The organism is Myxococcales bacterium (genome assembly GCA_016720545.1).
Lineage (GTDB): Bacteria > Myxococcota_A > Polyangia > Polyangiales > Polyangiaceae > JAAFHV01.
The window spans coordinates 262,271-279,322 of record JADKKK010000007.1; the positions used below are offsets into that span (position 1 = coordinate 262,271).

Annotated in this window: 15 protein-coding genes and 1 pseudogene; 14 read left to right on the forward strand and 2 right to left on the reverse strand. The window is 70.0% G+C overall.

The features are described 5' to 3' along the window. Positions 1 to 71 precede the first annotated feature (71 nt). Positions 72 to 1,637: a hypothetical protein gene (locus IPQ09_16885; protein ID MBL0195867.1), complete on the forward strand. Its 1,566-nt coding sequence runs from the start codon at positions 72 to 74 to the stop codon at positions 1,635 to 1,637. Then, entirely contained in the window at positions 1,634 to 2,272 is a 639-nt protein-coding gene (locus tag IPQ09_16890) for a hypothetical protein (GenBank protein ID MBL0195868.1), read from the forward strand. The genes IPQ09_16885 and IPQ09_16890 overlap by 4 nt, the downstream gene beginning before the upstream one ends. A gap of 4 nt (positions 2,273 to 2,276) precedes the next feature. Here the strand turns inward: IPQ09_16890 and IPQ09_16895 are convergent. Further along, positions 2,277 to 3,546 (reverse strand): annotated as a pseudogene (locus IPQ09_16895) (pyridoxal phosphate-dependent aminotransferase). 110 nt (positions 3,547 to 3,656) lie between these two features. Between IPQ09_16895 and IPQ09_16900 the strand changes: the two are divergent. From IPQ09_16900 to IPQ09_16925, 6 genes are all read left to right on the forward strand, one after another. Further along, positions 3,657 to 4,655, forward strand: a complete 999-nt coding sequence (locus IPQ09_16900; GenBank protein MBL0195869.1) for a phosphotransferase family protein — start codon at positions 3,657 to 3,659, stop codon at positions 4,653 to 4,655. 1 nt (position 4,656) lies between these two features. Beyond that, entirely contained in the window at positions 4,657 to 5,061 is a 405-nt protein-coding gene (locus tag IPQ09_16905; GenBank protein MBL0195870.1) for a hypothetical protein, read from the forward strand. A 41-nt stretch (positions 5,062 to 5,102) separates the two neighbouring features. Beyond that, the gene (locus IPQ09_16910; protein ID MBL0195871.1) at positions 5,103 to 6,296 is read left to right on the forward strand and encodes an acyl-CoA dehydrogenase family protein; all 1,194 of its coding nucleotides are present in this window, start codon (positions 5,103 to 5,105) and stop codon (positions 6,294 to 6,296) included. A 65-nt stretch (positions 6,297 to 6,361) separates the two neighbouring features. Further along, positions 6,362 to 7,114, forward strand: coding sequence for a chlorite dismutase family protein (locus IPQ09_16915; GenBank protein MBL0195872.1), 753 nt, complete (start codon positions 6,362 to 6,364; stop codon positions 7,112 to 7,114). Between the two features lie 19 nt (positions 7,115 to 7,133). Next, positions 7,134 to 8,093, forward strand: a complete 960-nt coding sequence (locus tag IPQ09_16920) for a DUF4412 domain-containing protein (GenBank protein ID MBL0195873.1) — start codon at positions 7,134 to 7,136, stop codon at positions 8,091 to 8,093. Between the two features lie 57 nt (positions 8,094 to 8,150). Next, a complete protein-coding gene (locus tag IPQ09_16925) occupies positions 8,151 to 9,242 on the forward strand; it encodes a polysaccharide deacetylase family protein (GenBank protein MBL0195874.1) in 1,092 nt (363 codons plus the stop codon). A gap of 168 nt (positions 9,243 to 9,410) precedes the next feature. On the opposite strand, the gene IPQ09_16930 is transcribed toward IPQ09_16925, so the two are convergent. Beyond that, on the reverse strand, positions 9,411 to 9,797 hold the full coding sequence (locus IPQ09_16930; protein MBL0195875.1) for a hypothetical protein: 387 nt from the start codon (positions 9,795 to 9,797) through the stop codon (positions 9,411 to 9,413). 133 nt (positions 9,798 to 9,930) lie between these two features. Between IPQ09_16930 and IPQ09_16935 the strand changes: the two genes are divergently transcribed. The 6 genes from IPQ09_16935 to IPQ09_16960 all read left to right on the forward strand — a co-directional run. Further along, a complete protein-coding gene (locus IPQ09_16935) occupies positions 9,931 to 11,202 on the forward strand; it encodes an efflux RND transporter periplasmic adaptor subunit (GenBank protein ID MBL0195876.1) in 1,272 nt (423 codons plus the stop codon). Continuing rightward, positions 11,199 to 11,951, forward strand: a complete 753-nt coding sequence (locus IPQ09_16940; protein ID MBL0195877.1) for an ABC transporter ATP-binding protein — start codon at positions 11,199 to 11,201, stop codon at positions 11,949 to 11,951. Before IPQ09_16935 ends, IPQ09_16940 begins: the two co-directional genes overlap by 4 nt. Next, positions 11,948 to 13,126 (forward strand): ABC transporter permease, encoded by a 1,179-nt coding sequence (locus IPQ09_16945; GenBank protein ID MBL0195878.1) that lies wholly within the window; start codon positions 11,948 to 11,950, stop codon positions 13,124 to 13,126. Before IPQ09_16940 ends, IPQ09_16945 begins: the two co-directional genes overlap by 4 nt. 50 nt (positions 13,127 to 13,176) lie before the next feature. Continuing rightward, positions 13,177 to 14,343 (forward strand): ABC transporter permease, encoded by a 1,167-nt coding sequence (locus tag IPQ09_16950; GenBank protein ID MBL0195879.1) that lies wholly within the window; start codon positions 13,177 to 13,179, stop codon positions 14,341 to 14,343. A 799-nt stretch (positions 14,344 to 15,142) separates the two neighbouring features. Next, positions 15,143 to 16,423, forward strand: coding sequence for a group II intron reverse transcriptase/maturase (ltrA, locus tag IPQ09_16955; protein ID MBL0195880.1), 1,281 nt, complete (start codon positions 15,143 to 15,145; stop codon positions 16,421 to 16,423). 8 nt (positions 16,424 to 16,431) lie between these two features. Beyond that, positions 16,432 to 17,052: hypothetical protein (locus IPQ09_16960; protein MBL0195881.1), on the forward strand; the 621-nt coding region annotated here is incomplete at its 3' end.

Below are 17,052 nucleotides of genomic sequence, written 5' to 3' on the forward strand. Positions count from 1 at the left end.
GGAGAAGCCGGCGCTCGCCCGCGCGGCGTGACCGTGTAGAATTGCCCGAGGTTCGAGCCGGGAGAGTGCACGTGAGAAGAGCTGTCGCGCTGGGGGTTGGGTTCATCGTCGCCGCGTGTTCGTCCGATCCGGGGCCCGGCGGCACGACTCCGACTCCGACGCCCGGCGAGGTGCAGGTCATCCCGCTCGCGCCGCTCGGCGAGGTGAAGACCACGCTCGACCGCACCTTCACGTCGAAGCAGCCGCGGCAGCCGTCGGCGTCTGGCCCGAACCCCTCCCTCCCGGAGGCCTACGAGAGCTACGTCACGAAGGGGTTCGGCGAGGTGGTGGAGGGCAAGGGCGAGGCCTACACCACGCGCGCCATCACGGCCGAGACGCCGCCGCCCGCCGGCCCCAACGCGAAGCGCCTCACGCGCTTCGTGCACATGCCCGACCTGCAGATCCCCGACGACGAGTCGCCCACCCGGCTCGGCAATTTCGACTCGCCCCCGCCCGGACCGGACGCGGCGCTGCGGCCGCAAGACCCCTACCTGTGCCGAATGGCCAACGCGGCGGTGCGCACGGTCAACGTGCTGCACAAGAAGGATCCCATCGCGTTCGTCTTGCTCGGCGGCGACAACGCCGACAGCGCTCAGACCAACGAGGTCGACTGGGTGTTCGGTGTCCTCTCCGGCTCCGAGCGCCTGAAGTGCGACTCGGGGAAAGACGACGACGTGATCGCCGGGCCCAACAACGACGGCAAAGACCCGTTCAAGGCCGAGGGCCTGGCGATGCCGTGGAAGTGGGTCACCGGCAACCACGACGTGCTCGTGCAGGGGAACCTCGGCGTGAGCGCGCCCAAGAAGGCCGAGGCCGTGGGCGTGACCTCGAACGGCGGAACGCGGCACTACGAAGACGGAAAGAAGGGCGAGGTGAACCGGGATGACGTCCTCGCCGACGAGCGCCGCGCGCTGCTCGACCGCAAGGCGCTCATGGCCAAGATCGCCTCCCACGCGGACGGCCACGGCCTCGGGGAGGCGCAGAAGGCCTCGGGCCGGGCCACCTACACCTTCGACGTCGAGGGCACCCCGATCCGCTTCCTCGTCATCGACACGGCGACGGACACCGGCGGCGCCGACGGGCTCCTCACCCGCTCCGAGATCGACCGCACCATCAAGCCCGCGCTCGACAAGGCGAAGGCCGACAACAAGTGGGTCATCCTCTCGTCGCACCACGCGCAGGCGAGCCTCACGAAGGACGGCGGCGTGTTCGGCACCGCCGCGGCGGACGCGGTGCTCCCCGACGAATGGGCGACCTTCCTCGGCGGGTACACGAACGTCGTCTTCAGCATGGTGGGCCACACGCACGAGCACCGCATCCGCGCGGTGACCCCGACGACGGGCCACGCCTACTGGGAGGTGATGACCAGCGCCATCGCCGATTTCCCGAATGAATTCAGGGTTGTGGAGATTTTCGATCAGGACAACGGCTGGATCATGCTCCGGGCCACGTGCGTGGACTACGCGCAGGACGGCGACGACGTCGCGAAGGAGGGGCGCCGGCGCTCGGTGGTCGACATGGACTCGGGCTGGGGCCCCGCGAGCGGCGCGGGCAAGCTGGAGGACCGAAACGTCGAGCTCTGGATCAAGAAGCCGTGACCCGAGGCTTCCTCGCCGGCCCGCTGCTCCTCGTGGCCCTCCCCCCGATGTGCAGCTCGAAGGATCCGCCGCTCGATCCCGCGAACGTGCCGGGCACCGTGGAGGTTGTCTCAACCCCGGAGCCGCCGCCCAAGCCGACGGTCCCCTCCCAGCCGGTGAGCGCCTTCGCCGACGCCGGTCCTGGGCCCGACGAGAAGAGCCCGCTCGAACAGGCGCGGGAGTACCACTCGCGCGGGCAGAACTGGCTCGCGCGCCTGCTCGTCGAGAAGCGCGCCCTCGCGGCGGAGGGCGGGCGCCCGGAGGCGGAGCTCTTGCTCGAGATCTGTATGGCTCAGAGCGACGCCGACTGCGTGCAGCAATGCGCCCGGAAGCTCGGCCGCAAGGTCTCCTTGGACGGCGGCGCACGCGCGGGCGCTTCTGCCGCGCCGAGCGTCGAGCGGCCCGCCGACACTCCGTTCAGCAAGGCGCGGGATCTGCACCTCAAGGGGAAAGACAAGGAGGCGCGGGCCCTGCTCGAGTCGAGGGTCATCGACGGGAAGGCGCCCACGGAGGAGACGCGGCTGCTCCTCGACATCTGCCAGAAGCAGGGCGACAAGATGTGCGTAGCGCTCTGCAAGAAGCAGCTCGCGCGCTGAGCCGCTAGCCCGTGGACGCGGTGCGCGTGACGAGCCCGTCGAGCCGCGTGAGCGCGCGCTCGAGCGTCTCGCGCGAGGGACCGAACGAGAAGCGCACGTAGTCGCGGAAGCGCGAGGCGCGGTTCGAGCGCCGCTTGCCCGGGTTCACGTCGAAGAACTCCCCAGGCACGCAGATGACCTTCTCCTCCAGCGCGGCCCGGAAGAACGACATCCCCTCGCTGAGCGGCGCGGGCAGGTTGGCGACGTTGCCCCACGCGTAGAAGGTGCCGTCGGGGGTGCGGTCGAACCGCACACCCAGGGCGCTCGAGGCGCGGGAGTATGAAGTCGCGCTTCTCCCTGAAGGCGTTGTGGATGGCGAGGGTCTCTTGAACGACGTGCGCCTCTTCCAGAAGGGGGATCGCCGCGCGCTGCAGCGGCTTCGAGCCGCCGCCGTCGAGGAACGAGCCGGCGCTCGCGAAGCTCTCCATGATGCTGCTCGGCCCGAGCGCCCACGTGATGCGCCACCCGGGGTAGCGCCAGTTCTTCGTGAAGCCGTCGAACACGACCACGGGGTCCTTCTCGACGTCGTCGACGTAGCGCGCGGCGCTCTCTATCGGGAGCTGGCCGGGGCGCCCGCGATAGATGTAGTGTGAATAGAACTCGTCGAGCAGGAGCGTGCAGTCGAGCTCGCGCGCGGTCTCGACCCACCGCGCGAGCTCGTCGTCGCCGACGAGCTTGCCGGTCGGGTTGCATGGGTTCGAGAGCAGCACGGCCGACAGCCCCCGGCCCAAGACCTCGCGGCGCAGATCCTGCGCGGTGAAGCTGTACCCGCGGTCGCCCTCGAGCAAGATGGGGATGGCCGTGAACGCGCCGAAGATGTCGAGCAGCTCCTCGTAGGCGGTGTAATCGGGGAGAAAGTGCCCGAGGTTGACCTGTCCGAGGCTCGCGGCGGCCCGGGTGAGCGCGGCGCGGCCGCCCCCGGAGACGCACACGTTCTCGGCGCTGTACTTCGAGCCGCGGCCCTTGCGATAGAGGGTATTGTACAGGTTGGCGATCGCCTCGCGGAGCTCCCAGAGCCCGGCGACCGGGGCGTACTCTTGGTCGTCGACGCCGATGGAGACGCTGTCGACCCGGGCCGGCGAGCCGGGCAGGGGGCCGGTCTCGGGCTGGCCCTGGCCGAGGTTGCACCAGTCGGTGCTGCTGGGGGAGAAGCCGCGCTTGCTCGCCTCGCTCGTGACGTAGATGACACCGGTCTTGGGGACCGACCGAAAGGCCTGAAAAGGGCTCTCATCCATGGTGGGCGAGACCATACCATTCCCCGCGGGTCGCTGCGGCGCGACCGGCGCCGAGCTGGCTGGAATCGCGCCGGCGACGCGCCGCCCGCACGTGGGCTATGCTCGCCGCGATGGCGGATCTCGCGCTCGATGCACGCACCCTCACCCGCCTCGGCGAGGTCCTCGGCGCCGAGGTGGTGCGCGCGACGCGCCTCGCGGGCGGGGCATGCCAAGACAACTTCCTCATCGATGTGGCGGGCGCGGCGCGGTGGGTCTTGCGCTCCGACGCGCGCACGTCGCTGCCGGGCAGCATCGACCGTGCCCGCGAGTTCGCCGTCATGAAGGCCGCCGCGCGCGCCGGCGTGAAGACCCCGGAGCCGCTCGCGCTGCTGGGCGAGCTGCTCGCGCCGAAGACCTCGGCCTACCTCGTGCCGTTCGTGGCCGGCGAGGCGATCGGCCGCAAGATCGTGAAGGGGCCCGAGCTCGCCGCGGCGCGCGCCGGCCTCGCGGGAGAGCTCGCGGCGGAGCTCGCGCGCATCCACTCCGTCACGCCGACGACGGAGCCTCACCTGTTCGGCGATGCTCTGCCGGCCGTGAGCGCCGCGCACGCGCGCATCGAGGGCATGCGGGGGCCCATGAGCGCGCTCCGCCGCGAGCGACCCGCGCTCGCGTGGCTCGTGCGCTGGCTCGAAGAGCACGCCCCAAGCAACGATCCGGTGAGCGTGCTCACTCATGGCGACTTCCGTACTGGCAACTTCCTCGTCGAGCCGAGTGGGCTCTCCGCGGTGCTCGACTGGGAATTTGCTCACTTCGGCTCACCCTACGAAGACCTCGCCTGGCTCTCCGTGCGCGACTGGCGCTTTGGGCAGCTCGCGCTCCCCATCGGCGGGTTCTCCGCGCGAAGGCCGTTCTACGACGCCTACGAGGCGGCCAGTGGACGCGCGCTCGATACGGCGAAGCTCCACTACTGGGAGGTGCTCGGCAACGTGGCCTGGGCGCTCGGCGCGGCCTGCCAGACCGAGCGCTACACCCACGGCGGGGAGGAGGACCTCGAGCTGCTCGCGATTGGCCGGCGCGCCTCGGAGATGGAGTGGGAGGCCCTGCGCCTCGTCGAGAAGGGAGCCCTGTAACATGCAAGATGCACCCGATCGCGAGACGATCCTGCTCGGCCTCGCGAAGTTCTTGGAGCGCGAGATCCGCCCGCTCGTGAAGGAGCCGCGCGCCTCGTTCCGCGTGCTCGTCGGCGCGCACCTCGCGTTCACCGCCGCGATGGAGTCGATGGACGAGGACGCCGACGTCGCGGCGGAGCTCGAGCGTCTGCGCGCGCTCACCGGCGACGGCGTGCCCGCGCCGGACAGCCTGCGCGACAAGAAGCGACGGGTCGCGGCGCTCGAGGGGCGCCTCTGCGAGGCGATCCGCGATCCGAAGACCTCCGCCGCGGAGCTCGACGCGATGCGCCCGGCGCTCCGCGCTTCGCTGCTCGCGAAGCTGCGCGTCAACAGCCCCCGCTTCGACACCCGCGCCGACATCGAGTGAGGCTCCCGCGCGAGCGGGATCACGCCACGAGGAGCACTGTCATGGACTTCGAACTTTCTCCCGAGCTGAAGGCCCTCCGCGCGCGCGTGCGCGACTTCATGGACACCCAAGTGTTGCCCGCAGAGCGCGAGCTCTTCGACGTGGCTCTCCGCGGCGACACCTCCCGGCTCATCGAGCTCCGCGCGCTCGCGAAGGCCGAGGGCCTCTTCGTGCCCCACCTGCCCAAAGAGCACGGGGGCCTCGGCCTCGGCGTGCTCGGCATGTGCGCGCTCTTCCGCGAGATGGGGCGCTCGCTTCTCGGCGCCTCCATCTTCAACTGCGACGCGCCCGATCAGGGCAACATGGATCTCCTGCTCCGCGCCGCGAGCCCCGCGCTGCGCGACCGCTATTTCGGCCCGCTCGCGCGCGGCGAGTCCACGAGCGCCTTCTGCATGACCGAGCCCGCGCCCGGCGCGGGGGCCGACCCGTCGAACCTGCGCACCACGGCCACGCTCGACGGCGACGGGTTCGTGATCGACGGGCACAAGTGGTACTCGACCGGCGCGTTTGACGCGGCGTTCCTCATCGTCATGGCCCGCACGAGCGACGATCCCCGTCGCGGGGCGACGATGTTCCTCGTCGACCGCGCGGCCGAGGGGGTCGAGTACGTGCGCGACATCCCCTGCCTCGCGCCCCCGCTCCTCACGCACCGCGAGGGGGAGCTCAAGTTTCACGGCGTGCGCGTGGGCGCCGACGCGGTCCTCGGCGAGGTGGGGCAGGGCTTTCAGCTGGCGCAAGCGCGCCTCGTGCCCGCGCGGCTCACCCACTGCATGCGGTGGCTCGGCCTCGCCGATCGCGTCCTGCAAATGTGCAAACTGCAGGCGACCACGCGGCGCAGCTTCGGCAAGGAGCTCGTGCACCACCAGCTCGTGCAGAAGATGTTCGCCGACAACGCGACGGCCATCCACGTGGGCAACCTGCTCACGTGGCACTGCGCCACGCTCATCGACAAGGGGCTCGCGAAGGAGGCGAGGCCCTACTCGTCGATGGCCAAGAACCACGTCGCCAAGCTGCTCTGCCAGGTGCTCGACGACGCCATCCAGCTCCACGGTGGGCTCGGCTACTCGGACGACGTGCCCTTCTCGCTCTTCTACCGGTACGCGCGCGCGGCGCGCATCGCCGACGGCCCCGACGCGGTCCACGACGTGGTGGTGGCGCGCGACTTCCTGCGCGGGGAGCTCGACGTACTCGTGTAGAGTGCACAAATATGACCCTCGCGGAGCCCTGTCCCCCGGACGCCGTTTGGGTGTACACGGAGGGCATGAGCGCCGAGCCCACAGCCGAGAAGAAGCCGGGTCTCCCCGAGGTCGACGTCAACGAGTACGGCGGCAAGAGAGACGGCGTGAAGCAGGCGCTGAACCGCCGGCTCTTCATGCAGCTGCTCGTGTTCGACGTGCCCGCCGGCGCGAGCGCCCCCGCCGCGCGCGCCGAGCTCGTCGCCGCGCTCCGCGAGGCCGCCGTGCCCGCGGTGGTCTACGCCGACGCGAACGCGCCCCGCGGCTTCGGCCTGCTCACCTGGGCGGAGGACGCGGCCCATTTCGTGACCCGCGTCCGCCCGCTGTTCGAGGGCCCCGAGCTCTCGAAGGTGGAGTTCCGTCCGGGCTGGACCATGCTCGGGCGCACCTACTCCACCGGCCACGAGCCCGACCTCGAGTTCGTGCTCCTCGAGCGCCCCATCAAGAACGTGCTGCGCGAGGAGCTCCCCTGGCACGTGTGGTACCCGCTCCGCCGCAAGGGCACGTTCGCGAAGCTCGAGCCCATCGACCAGAGCCACATCCTCCGCGAGCACGCGGCCCTCGGCATGGCGTACGGCCAGACCGAGCTGGCCCACGACGTGAGGCTCGCGTGCCACGGCATCGACGCCGCGGACAACGAGTTCGTCATCGGCCTGGTGGGCGGCACTCTGCATCCGCTGTCGCACCTGGTGCAGGCCATGCGAAAGACCCGCCAGACGAGCGAGTTCATCGCCCAAATGGGGCCCTTCTTCGTCGGCCACGTCGCCGCGCGCACGTGACGGAACGCATGTAGAGCGCATGGATCTCGACGACGCTCCGCCACGCACGAGCCGCGCGCGCTGGGCCGTGCGCTTCGTGCTCCTCGCGCTCGGCCTCGGCTCGGTGGGCTTCTGGGCCTACGGCAAGTACCTCGCGCCGAAGTCGCCCCTGGGCGGGCCCTGCGCGTGGGCGGTCAACTGCGGGCCGGCGGCGCCGCGCTGCATGCGCGAGTCGGCGAGCGGCGAGGCCGGCGAGGGCGTATGCAGCCGTCCGTGCACCGTAGGCGAGGACTGCGCGCCGGGCATCCGGTGCGTGTCGGTCGAGCTCGACGAGCGCGACGAGCGCGGCGTGCCGCTGCAAGGCGGTTACTGCGTGCCGCAGGCGCTCATCGACAAGAAGCGGGGCCGGCCCGCGAAGGACGCCGCGAGCGCCGAGGCGAGCCAGGACGCGAGCCAGGGGTGGGTGCCTGTGCCCCGCGTCGCCGGGCAGCTCGAGGGCGAGGTCACCGCGACGCTCGAGTCGGGCGAGTCACGCGTCGTGTGGGTGAAGGGCTCGCTCGTGCGCCTCGCGCCGGCGTCCGGCCCGCGCGTGGTCGTCGACGCGGCCACGGGCCGGAGCCTCCACGTGGACGACGCGAAGGCCACGTTCACCGCGACCTCCATCGACGCGACCGGCGGCGACGTGCTCGTCGACAAGACCTCCGAGCACGACACGGTGGCCGGAGCGGCGTGCGACGTGTGGCGGCTGACCGACGGGAGCGCCCGCCTTGATGTGTGTATTCTGCAGCGAGGTGCCTTCGCGGATCCGAAGGGGTCGCTGCGGCCGCGGTGGCTGCGCGAGCTCGGCGCGCGCGGCGCGTTCCCGCTGCGCGCGGTGCGGACGGATCCCGCGGGCAAGGGGAAGGTCGTCCTTTTGGTGACCGCCATCAGCGAGCGTCCGCTCGACGCGGCGCTGTTCGCCGTCCCCAAGGTCTACCGGAACGTCGGCGCCAAGCGCTGAGGGCGGCCCGCGACGAAGTTGCCCTGCCCCGTCGCGCCTTTCTACGATCCGTCCAGCATGAGTACGACGAGGAGAGGGGCGCCCGAGCTGCCGGAGCGCCGAACGCGCCGCCCGCGCGCAGCGTGGCTCGCGCCCGCCCTCCTTGCCGTCGCTCTCGCGTGCGTCGGCGTGCGCCTCGCGCCTAGCCTCGCCGCCAAGGTGGCCGCTTCCGCGCCGCCGGCCGCGTCGGGGCCCGCGGCGCCTCGCGACTTCGCGCGCGTCGACCTCTCCGCCGCGCCGACGACCGCGCCGACGACCGCGCCGACGACCGCGCCGACGACCGCGCCCACGAATCCGGAGGCCAGCGTCTCGCGCGCGTGGCTCCTCGCGGAGGGACCCGAGCCGCAGGCACGGGACGGGCGCCGGTACGTCACGTTCACCTTCGACGACGGGCCGTTCGTCGAGACCACGCCCGCCATCCTGCGCGTGCTCGATCAGCGCAAGATCCGCGCGTCGTTCTTCGTGGTCGGGCAGTACCTCGAGGGCAGCGACGTGCGGGCCGAGCGCGCGCGCAAGGTGCTCCGCGACATGGCACGGGCCGGCCACGTGGTCGGCAACCACACGAAGAACCACAAGCTCCTCACGAGCCTCGCGCGGAGCGACGCGGCCGCGCAGATCGACGACGACAGCGCGCTCATCGCCCAGGCCACCGGGGAACCGCCGAGGTACTTCCGGCCGCCGTTTGGCCAGCTTGACGCGACGGGGCGCGAGCTGCTCCGCGAGCGAGGGCTCGAGCTCGTGCTGTGGAGCGTGGAGGCCGAGGACATGCTCAACGACGACCCAGCGGCCATGGCGAAGCGCATCGAGGCCCAGCTCGAGCGCAACGGCGGCGGAGTGGTGCTGCTCCACGACATACGCCCGGCGACGCTCCCCACGCTGAAGCTCGTCTTGGCCTATCTCTACGACCGGAAATGGAGCCCGCGGCGCCCCGAGCGGTACGGCTACCAGATCGTCGACCTGCCTACGTACCTCGCGCGGACCCAGGCCGCGCCGCGTCCGTACGAGAACCGTGAAGAGCTCGAGAACGCGCGCCGTGAGGCGTCCCGGCTGCGCCGCCCGCAGAAGCGCGCGCGACCCGCGAGCCCCACAAAGGCCGACCTCGTGCTCTAGCAGGCTGGTGTTTTTCGTAGAAAAACCCAATCCGAATCGAGCGGAGCTCGCCGCGGAGAGGGGGGGACCCCAAAAAACGACGTTTTTTTGGGGGGGAGAGGCGCGAGCCTCTCCCTGATGAGCAGGAGCGACGGAGCCTTGTGTTTGAAAAACACCAGGCTCCTAGACCTAGAAGCAGACCGTGCCGTTCGCCTGGCACTTCAGCGGGGGCTTGCAGCGCTCGTCGGTGCACTTGAGCGCGCAGTAAGCCTCGCTGGTCGGCGCCGCGGGCTCAAGGTAGCAGATCTCGACGTTGGCGCAGCCGGTGCCGGCGTCGGGATCGCAGCGCACGGTGCAGAAGAGGTGCTCGACGCCGCTGCTCGCCTCCTTGATGAGGAGCGAGCGGTTGCAGCGCTTGCTCGTGCACACCGCCGGATCGGTGCCTTCGGCGTGGTCGGGGGCGCAGCCGCCGAGCGAGCCGACGTCGTTGCAGGCGGCGACGAGCGCCGTGGTGACGACGAGCGCCGCGGCGGAGACGCGGACGAAGAACCGCACGGTGAGGCGCGTGAGTGCCATGCGCCCAAGGTAAACCGAGCGCGCCGCCGCGGCGAGACCGGGCGGGCGTGGCGCCTCACGCGACATGTCGGGAGCGCTCGCACTCCACAAGGCGTCGCGCTAGGACTGGCCTCCCCCGAAGACCTCGCGCCGTATGTCGACCGACGACCAACTCTCCCGAGATCTCCAGTCGCTGCGAATCGATCGTGGCCCCCTGCATGGCGAGCCGCGCATTGACCGCGGGGAGCCCACGAGCGCGCCAAGGGGGGCCGCCGGGCGCCGCGTCGTCCAGGTCGTCGGCGCGCTGCTCGTGGTGGGCCTGGTCCTCGTCGGGGCGCGCGCGGCGCGCACCGCCGCGAGCGCGCAGCTCTTCAAGACCGAGGTCGCCTTCGCCCAAGTGGGCTCGCTGTCGCCGGTGCAGGGCGCGGTCGAGGTCACCTCGAGCGGCTACGTCGTGCCGCAGGTCGTGGCCAAAGTTGGCTCCAAACTGACCGGACGAATCTCGAAGGTCGGCGTGCGCGAGGGCGCCGCGGTGAAGGCGGGCGACGTGCTCTTCGAGCTCGACCCAAGCGAGCAGCGCGCCGCCGTGAACGCCTCGCAGGCGCGGGTCCTCTCGGCTGCGGCCAAGGTCGAAGCCGCCCGCGCGCAGCTCCAGGAGGTCGAGCTCCAGCTCGCGCGCCAGGAGGCGCTCGCCAAGACGGGCGCGGTGCCTGCGGCGAACGTGGCCGACCTGGCGGCCCGCGTGGCCACCGCGCGGGAGCAGGTGAAGGCGCAGCAGGCGGAGGTGGTCGCCGCGCGCGCCGACCTCGCCGCTCTCGCCGTCGGTCTCGCGAGCGCCACCGTGAAGGCCCCCATCGACGGAGTGGCTGTCACGAAGCCCGCCGAGCTGGGCGACGTCGTCGGGCCGGCCAGCACCCTCGTGGAGCTCGTCGACTTCTCGTCGCTCCTCATCGAGACCGACGTGCCCGAGGGGCGCCTCGGCAAGGTGCGCCCGGGTGGTGCGTGCGAGGTCGCCCTCGAGGCCATCGCGCGCGAGCGCTTCGCGGGGAAGGTGGTGTCGATTTCCCCGCGCCTGAACCGCTCGAAGGCCACAGCGCAGGTGAAGGTGCGGCTCGACGCCCCGCCGAGCGACCTGCGCCCCGAGATGGCCGCGCGCGTGAGCTTTCTCAGCCGCCCTCTCGCCGAGGCGGAGCGCACGGCCCTGCCCAAGACCGTCGTCCCGGCCGCGGCGGTGGTCGAGCGTGGCGGCGCCAAAGTGGTCTTCGTGCTCGACGGCGATCGCGTCCGCGCCGCGCCTGTCTCGCTTGGTGAGGCGCTCGGGGAAGACGTCGAATTGAAGAGCGGCCCAGCGCCCGGCACCAAGGTGGTCCGCAGCCCCCCCCAAGAGCTCCGTGATGGGCAATCGGTCAAGGAGAAGAGCCAATGAGCAACGCCAAAGAGTCGTACCGCGAGCCCGCCGAGAAGGCCCCCATCCTGATCCGCGTGAAGGGCGTGACGCGCACGTACACCCGGGGCGGTGAGTCGCTCCACGTGCTCTCTGGCCTGGACCTTGAAATCCCCGAGGGCTCGTTTCAAGCGCTCATGGGGCCCTCGGGCTCGGGGAAATCCACGCTGCTCCACCTGCTCGCCGGTCTCGACCGGCCCACGTCGGGCACGATCGAGGTCGCCGGCAAGCGAATCGACACAATGAGCGAAGGCGAGCTCGCGAAGTTTCGCGCAGAGAACGTGGGGTTTGTGTTTCAGTCATTCAACCTCATCCCCGTCCTCACCGCGCTCGAGAACGTGGAGCTGCCGCTGCTCCTCACGAAGCTCGGCGGCGCCGAGCGGAGGCGCCGCGCGCAGACCGCGCTCCGGGTGGTGGGCCTGGAAGACCGCATGAACCACCTCCCGCGGCAGCTCTCGGGCGGTCAAGAGCAGCGGGTCGCCATCGCGCGGGCCATTGTCCACGACCCACGCCTCATCGTCGCCGACGAGCCCACAGGAGACCTCGACCGGGCGAGCGCCGACGACGTGCTTCGACTCCTCACGAAGCTCTCAACGGAGCTGAAGAAGACCATCCTGATGGTGACGCACGATCCGGCGGCGGCGGAGCGCGCCTCCGTGCGGCTTCATCTCGACAAGGGGCGGCTCGGCGTGGCCGAGCGCGCGAGCGGCGAGGGCGAGGAGGCCACGTGAACCTCGCCACGCTGGCCGCGAAGAACCTGTGGCGAAACCGCGTGCGCACGGCCCTCACGGTGGCATGCGCGAGCATCGCCGTTCTCGCCTTCATCACCCTTCGAACCCTCGTGGCAGCGTGGACGGCGCAGGCCGATTTCGCGGCGAAAGACCGCGTGGTCACGAGGCACAAAGTCACCTTCGTGATGCCCCTGCCAAAGAAGTACGTGGAAGACGTGCGGGCCACCAAGGGCGTGAGGCTCAGCACGTTCGCGAGCTGGTTTGGGGGCAAAGACCCGAAGCACGACCAGGAATTTTTCGGCGCGTTTGGCGTGGACCGTGACACCTACTTTCAGGTGTACGACGAGATGTTGGTGCCCCCCGACCAGCTCGCGCGGTGGAAGGAAGACCGCCGAGGCGCGATCGTGGGCGACGCGCTCGCCAACAAGCTCGGGTGGAAGGTAGGCGACAAGGTGACCCTCGAGTCCGGGCTCTACCCCAGCCAGCCCGACAACCCCTGGACCTTCACGATCAGCGGCATCTACACGGCGACGCGCAAGTCTGTCGATCGTTCCAGCTTCATCTTCCAGTGGGACACGCTGAACGACGGAGTCGCGTCCACGGCGCGAGACCAGGTGGGGTGGATCGTGAGCCGCGTGGACGACCCCGCCCAGGCCGCCAACATCGGACTGGCGCTCGACGCCAAGTTCGATGTGCAAGACATTCAGACCTTGAGCCAGGACGAGGCCGCGTTCAACGCCTCCTTCCTGGCCGGCATCTCCGCGCTGCTCGTGGCGGTCGACTACATCTCGATCATCATCCTGGTTATCATGATGCTCGTCCTCGGTAACACAGTGGCGATGGGCGTGCGCGAGCGAACGTTCGAGTACGGGACGCTGCGGGCCATGGGCTTTTCACCGGGCCACGTGGCGTTCTTCATCCTCGCGGAGGCCGCGTTTGTGGGTGGGCTGGGCGGCGCCGTTGGGGTGCTCCTCTCGTATCCGCTGGTGAACCGCGGACTCGGGCGCTTTCTGGAGGAGAACATGGGGAGCTTCTTCCCGTTCTTCAGCGTGCCGCCCCACATCTGGGCCGTCGCCATGTTCCTTTCGGTCGCGCTGGCCGTCGTCGCTGCCATCATCCCGGCGGTGGGCGCCTCCAAGCTCCGCGTGACCGAAGCGCTCCGCCGCATCGCCTAGCTAGAGGCAACTCTCCCACTCCCGTTTCGCTCGCTAGAAAGAGGCGTTCCATGGTCCCGATTCGCTACAACCTGCGCAGCCTCGCTGTCCGAAAGGTCACGACGGTGGCCACGGCGCTCGGCATCGGCCTCGTCGTTGGGGTGCTCGCGATCTCCATGATGCTCTCGAACGGGATCAAGAAGACGCTCGGCGCCTCGGGCCACGACGACGTCGCGATCGTCCTCCGCAAGGGCAGCGACAACGAGCTCGGGAGCACCATCGAGGACGCGAACGTGGGGCTCTTGACCACGCCGACGCAGGTGAAGGGAGCCGGGGCGGGGGCGCCGGCCTTCGTCGCGGAGGTGGTGGTCGTCACGGCGGTCGAGAAGCTTGGCGCGAAGGGGGTCACGAACCTGCTCGTTCGGGGCGTGAACGACGACGTGTTGGCCTTCCGGCCCACGGTCACCCTCGTGGAGGGCCGGGCGCCCAAGCCGGGCGTCGACGAGGCGATCGTCGGGCAGCGCGTGCGGGGGCGCTTCCGTGGCATGGAGCTCGGCCAGCGCTTCGACATCAAGAAGAACCGCCCAGTCACCGTCGTGGGGGTGTTCAGCGACCAGGGCTCGTCGCACGAGTCGGAGGTGTGGGTGCCGCTCGACACGCTGCGGAGCTCCTTCGGTCGCGAGGGCATCCGCTCGTCGGTGCGGGTTCGCCTCTCGAGCCCGGGCGCCTTCGCCGACTACCAGCGCGCCGTGGAGCAAGACCGGCGGCTCGGCCTGCAGGCCATGCGCGAGACCACGTATTATGAGAAGCAGTCCGAGGGGACAGGGCTCTTCATCACCGTGATTGGCACTCTTGTCTCGGTGTTCTTCTCCCTCGCCGCGATCCTCGGGGCGGCGATCACCATGTACGCCGCGGTGGCCAGCCGGAGCCGCGAAGTAGGCATTTTGCGGGCGCTCGGGTTCTCACGCTTCTCCATCCTCGTGGCGTTCGTCATCGAGTCGATGATGCTGTCGGGCCTCGGCGGGCTCGTTGGTCTGGGCGCGGCGCTGGCGCTCGGGGGCCAGAAGGTGTCGATGATGAACTTCGCCTCCGGGTCGGAGGTGGTCTTCACCTTCGAGCCCACCCCGGGGATCGTGCTCACCGGGGTCGTCTTCTCGCTCGTCATGGGCCTCCTCGGGGGCTTCCTGCCGGCGCTTCGGGCGGCGCGGGTTCCGCCGGTCGTCGCCATGCGGGGGTGACCGTGTGGCGCAAGAAGCAGCCGCGTGTCGCGCGTGAGCGCCGAACGGCGTATCCTCATCACATGGTGCGCCGTGAAGAAGATCGGACCGAGCCGCGAAGCGGCGAGGTGCTTTCTTCGCGCCGCACTTCTCCAGCGGGTGCAAGTCCCGTCCCGGTAGGCGTCGGAGCGCCGGGTAGCAGGCCCCAGCCGAGCGGGAGAGATCCCGACGGCCGAGCGGGGCGTCGAGAGGGTCCACGGACCGAGCAAGCACGCGGGCTGCAACATGAAGTGAAGCCTGCAGCCTCGTCAGAGAAACAATCCGGGAGCCGAGCCGATCATGTCGCGGCGAAGGCAACATCGACGGCGTTTGTTCCGAAGCGCGTCGTCGGTCCCGGCGGGGTAAGGGGCGCAGCACGTGTGCAAGGAGAGGTGCGGAACTCGGGAGACCCGTCTGCGCGGCCCTCGTCAGGGCAAGGCGCGTCGTATAAGCCAGTGGCGAAATCGACGTCTGCGCAGCGGGAGTCCGAGGGGATCACTGTACCGAAGACCGGGGCGCGAGCCGCGGGAACGAACGCCGCGCAGAACAACGCGGCGGGAGGGAAAGGTCCCTGGGGTGGTCGTGTCGGCAGAGCAGGTAAGCGCGAGGGCATGGCCGGCGAGACCGGTTCCAACCACCCCGAGGGCGCGAGCCCGCGGACAAAGTGCGACAACTGCAACGCCGACTGTGTGTCGCAGCCAAGCGGCAACCGGAGCGCCGCTTCCATGCGCTGTACGACCGCATCGCGAGGAGTGACGTCCTCGCGGAAGCATGGAAGCGGGTGAGACAGAACAAGGGGGCCGCGGGCGTCGATGCCTTGACGATCGCGTCTCTCGAAGAGCAGGGCGTGGAGAGCTTCCTGGAAGAGCTCCGCGTCGTGCTCCTCGCAGGCAGGTACCGGCCGGCAGCGGTGTTGCGTCGGTACATTCCGAAGGCCGATGGGAAGAAGAGGCCGCTTGGGATCCCGACGGTACGGGACCGGGTAGTGCAGATGGCGGCGAAGCTGGTGCTGGAGCCCATCTTCGAGGCGGACTTTCGTCCGAGCTCGTACGGCTTTCGACCGAGGCGGAGCGCGACGGACGCCCTGGAGACGCTGAGGAAGCTCGGCGCGAAGGGGCACAACCACGTGCTCGACGCCGACATTCGCGACTACTTCGGGAGCATCGACCACGACAAGCTGATGAAGCTCGTGGAGAGGCGCATCTCGGACCGAAGGGTGCTCAAGCTGCTGCGGCAGTGGCTCACGGCGGGCGTGATGGAAGACGGCGTGGTGACGACCCCCTCGCGCGGCACGCCGCAAGGTGGGGTGATCTCTCCGCTTCTGTCGAACATCTACCTGTCCGTGCTCGACACCGTGTGGGAGAAGCGGTGCGCGCATCTCGGCGTGCTGGTTCGCTACGCGGACGACTTCGTCGTGCTGTGCAAGACGAAGCGAGACGTCGACGAGGCCGAGCGACGCGTGAAGCATGTGCTGACGCGGCTCGGGCTCGAGCTACACCCGGAGAAGACGAGGAAGGTGGACCTCTCCTGGGGCAAGGAGGGTTTCGATTTCCTCGGCTGTCACCTGCAGAAGCGCATGAGCGGTCCCATCTGGGAGCGAGAAGGCCGAAGGGTCTACTTCCTCCAGAGATGGCCGAGCGCGCGTGCGATGAAGCGGGTCCGACAGCGCGTGAAGGAGCTGACCCCGAGGTCACGCTGCCACGAGGATCTGCGCGAGGTCATCGCGCTGCTCAACCCCGTGCTGCGTGGATGGGGCGGCTACTTCAAGACCGGGAACGCCGCCGTGAAGTTCAACCAGCTCGACTCGTACGTCTATCGGCGTCTCAGGACCTTGCGCGTCAAGCGCGGGCTCTCGGATGAAGGCGGGCGCGTTCGAGAAGTGGACCCGCGACTACTTCACCAAGGGCTTCGGTCTCCACCGACTGCGAGGCACCGTCCAGTATCCGGAGGCCGCGTAATGCGGCGACACGAGAGACCACCGGTAAGCCGTGTGCGGGAAATCCGCACGCACGGTTTGAACGGGGGTTTTGCATATGGCCACCTTCGCGTGGCAGAAAGCTGAATCTACCAATGTCTGGGTTCAGTCGGCGTGCCGCCTGGGCGCTGGTCGGAGCGCTCGGCCTGTCGGCCTCGGGCTGCATGTCGCTCGACGACGCCCGGCAGGCGATACAGCGCCAGATGGCTCCCGTGAACGCGGCGCTCGCCGCTCCCGCGACCGCGCCCACGTGCCGCGCCGGGGAGCACGCTGACTACCTGGCGATTTCTGAGCTCACCCTGCTCGAGATGGCGCGCGGCACCGACGAGTACGTCGCGGCGGGCGCGTCCGGCGTCGCCCCGCTCTGCGGGGGCACCGCGGTCGACAGCCCCGAGGTCCTGGGGTACGCGAACCGCTTCAACGCCAAGAACATTCGCGTGCAGAGCGCACGTAAGCTCGCCAAGGCCGCGGGCTTCGCGGTGGTCGTGACCGACAGCGTGTCGCCTCCAGGGCCGCGCGGCGAGGGGAGGGCGCAGGGCAGCGTGGTCTTCGTCTCGGCCGCCGGCAAGCTCGAGTGCCGCGCCCCGTGGTTCGCGGTGAACAGCGAGCGAACGAGCGTGAGCGTGGCGCGCCTCGGCAAGGAGACCATGCCGGCGACCGAAGCGGCCAAGGTCTCTGCGTGGGAGAGCGATCTGCGCACGGTGACCTGCGCCGCC